The organism is Phenylobacterium sp., from assembly GCF_030693805.1.
GTDB lineage: Bacteria > Pseudomonadota > Alphaproteobacteria > Caulobacterales > Caulobacteraceae > Phenylobacterium.
Genome location: NZ_JAUXZW010000389.1, coordinates 1 through 2,554 on the forward strand (window position 1 = coordinate 1; position 2,554 = coordinate 2,554).

The following is a 2,554-nucleotide window of genomic DNA, read 5'->3' on the forward strand; positions in this document are numbered from 1 at the left end:
TCGACCTGGCGCGCCACCACCTGTCGCCAACCCAGGTCCGCGTTCTCGGCGACGTAGAGTACGAAGTCGTGGCTGCGTTCGGCCTCGGAAAACCACTCGGGCGCGACATTGACCGCCTCGACGCCGACGACCAGGGAAGAATAGCCCAGGCCTGCGATCTCCTGGGCCACCCGATCGGCGAGGGGGCGCACGTTGACGCCGTCGGCCACGGCCAGGAAGCCGAACACGGACGGGTCGCCTACGGCCTCGCGCTGGCCCGCCTGGCGGCTGCGGCGGATCATCAACCGGGCGAGCTCGGTCATTACCGTGGGGTCGGCTTCGCAGGCGTCGAAGAACGCCTCGCGCGGGAGGCCCAGGATCTCGGAGTCGCGCAGGGCCACGACGCGGGCGGAGTGCGCGCCGCCGGCGATCAGCGCCATCTCGCCAACCGGCTCGCCTGGTCGGATTACGCCCAGGAACTGGATGTCGCCGTCCTCGTCGGAGCGGAACACGCCGAGCCGGCCGGCGCGCAGGTAGTAAAGCTGGTCGGCCGGCTCGCCCGCCTCGAACAGCAGGGCGCCGCCGGCCAGGCAGAACCATGCGGCTTCACGATCGACGAAGGCCTCGGCGAACAGCCGTGAAAGCGAAGAATCATCCGGGGTGTCAACGCGATCGGCCACGGGGCGGACGCTAGCGCGACGCTGCAGCCACGGCTATGTCTTGCCTGATGCCAAGGCTGACCTCGACCCTCGACACCGGCGGCGAAGCCTTCGCGGCGAACGCCCGGGCGAACCGCGCGCTGGTCGATGCGTTGCGCGCGCGCACGGCGCAGGCTGCGCTGGGCGGGTCCGAAGAACAGCGTCGCCGCCATGCGGCCCGCGGCAAGCTGCTGCCGCGCGAGCGGGTGGCCCGGTTGCTGGACGCAGGCTCGCCGTTCCTCGAGGTCGGCGCATTGGCGGCGGGCGGCCTGTATGACGACGAGGCGCCTGGCGCCGGCCTGATCACCGGGGTGGGGCGGATCAGCGGCCGCGAGGCGATGGTGGTGGTGAACGACGCCACGGTTAAGGGCGGGGCCTATTTCCCGCTGACCGTGAAGAAGCACCTTCGCGCCCAGGAGATCGCCCAGCAGAACCGGTTGCCTTGCGTCTACCTGGTGGATTCCGGCGGCGCGAACCTGCCGCACCAGGCCGAGGTGTTCCCCGATCGCGACCACTTCGGCCGCATCTTCTACAACCAGGCGCGGATGAGCGCCGAGGGCGTCGCCCAGATCGCCTGCGTCATGGGATCGTGCACGGCGGGCGGAGCCTACGTGCCCGCGATGTCGGACGAGAGCGTCATCGTGCGCGGGCAGGGGACGATCTTCCTGGCCGGCCCGCCACTGGTGAAGGCGGCCACGGGCGAGGTGATCTCAGCCGAGGAACTCGGCGGCGCGGACGTGCACGCGCGCCGCTCCGGCGTGGTCGACCACCTGGCCGTGGATGACGACCACGCGCTCTCGATCGTGCGCCAGATCATGGGCAGGCTGGAACCCGCGATCCCCCACCAGCTGGCCATGGCCGAGCCCCGACCGCCGGCCTACGACCCGCAGGAGCTTTACGGCGTCGTCCCCACCGACGTGCGTGCGCCGTATGACGTGCGCGAGGTGATCGCGCGCATCGTCGACGCCTCGGAGTTCGATGAGTTCAAGGCGCTGTACGGGACGACGCTGGTCTGCGGCTTCGCGCGGATCTGGGGCTTCCCGGTGGCGATCCTGGCCAACAACGGCGTGCTGTTCTCGGAGAGCGCGCTGAAGGGGGCGCACTTCATCGAGCTGGCCGCTAAGCGGAAGATTCCGCTGATCTTCCTGCAGAACATCTCGGGCTTCATGGTCGGCGGCAAGTACGAGCAGGGCGGCATCGCCAAGGATGGGGCCAAGCTGGTCACCGCGGTGGCGGGCGCTGACGTGCCCAAGCTCACCGTGCTGATCGGCGGCTCGTTCGGGGCCGGCAACTACGGCATGGCGGGGCGCGCCTATAGCCCGCGCTTCCTGTGGACCTGGCCCAACAGCCGCATCAGCGTGATGGGGGGCGAGCAGGCGGCCAGTGTTCTCGCCACCGTCCACCGCGACGCTGGCCATTGGACGCCCGAGGAAGCCGAGGCGTTCAAGGCGCCTGTCCGGCAGAAGTACGAAACCGAGGGCGACCCGTATTTCGCCACGGCGCGCCTGTGGGACGACGGGATCATCGATCCGGCCCAGACCCGTGACGTGCTGGGCCTGTCGCTCGCCGCCAGTCTGAACGCACCGATCCCGGAGAGCCGCTTCGGCGTTTTCCGGATGTAGCTGAATACGAGGACGAGAAACGTCATGCCGAACCCAATCGCCGATCCCCTGGTCGAAGGCCTCGACAGGGAGCTGGACACCCGGCTGGTGCAGGTCGAGGCGACGCCGGAAGGCATCGCGACGGTCACCCTGAACCGACCCCTTCGTCGCAACGCCATGAACGCCGAGCTGATCGCGGCGCTGACCGAGGCCTTCGAGACCTTGCAGGGCGCCGAGGGCGTGCGAGCGGTGTTCGTGCGCGGCGCGGGCGGCATC

Annotated in this window: 3 protein-coding genes; 2 read left to right on the forward strand and 1 reads right to left on the reverse strand. The window is 69.8% G+C overall.

From position 1 onward, the window contains the following. Window positions 1–659, reverse strand: a 659-nt coding sequence (locus tag Q8M88_RS15545; RefSeq protein WP_305598063.1) for a Crp/Fnr family transcriptional regulator, incomplete at its 3' end; no start/stop codon positions are given. 47 nt (window positions 660–706) lie between these two features. On the opposite strand from Q8M88_RS15545, the gene Q8M88_RS15550 reads away from it, so the two are divergent. Together Q8M88_RS15550 and Q8M88_RS15555 are read left to right on the forward strand one after the other, a co-directional pair. After that, entirely contained in the window at window positions 707–2,299 is a 1,593-nt protein-coding gene (locus tag Q8M88_RS15550) for a carboxyl transferase domain-containing protein (RefSeq protein WP_305598064.1), read from the forward strand. A gap of 24 nt (window positions 2,300–2,323) precedes the next feature. Next, window positions 2,324–2,554, forward strand: a 231-nt coding sequence (locus Q8M88_RS15555) for an enoyl-CoA hydratase/isomerase family protein (RefSeq protein WP_305598065.1), incomplete at its 3' end; no start/stop codon positions are given.

What these genes read in the sequence shown, in the direction of transcription:
- Q8M88_RS15550 (WP_305598064.1), top strand. Translation starts at nt 707, where the DNA reads ATGCCAAGGCTGACCTCGACCCTCGACACCGGCGGCGAAGCCTTCGCG.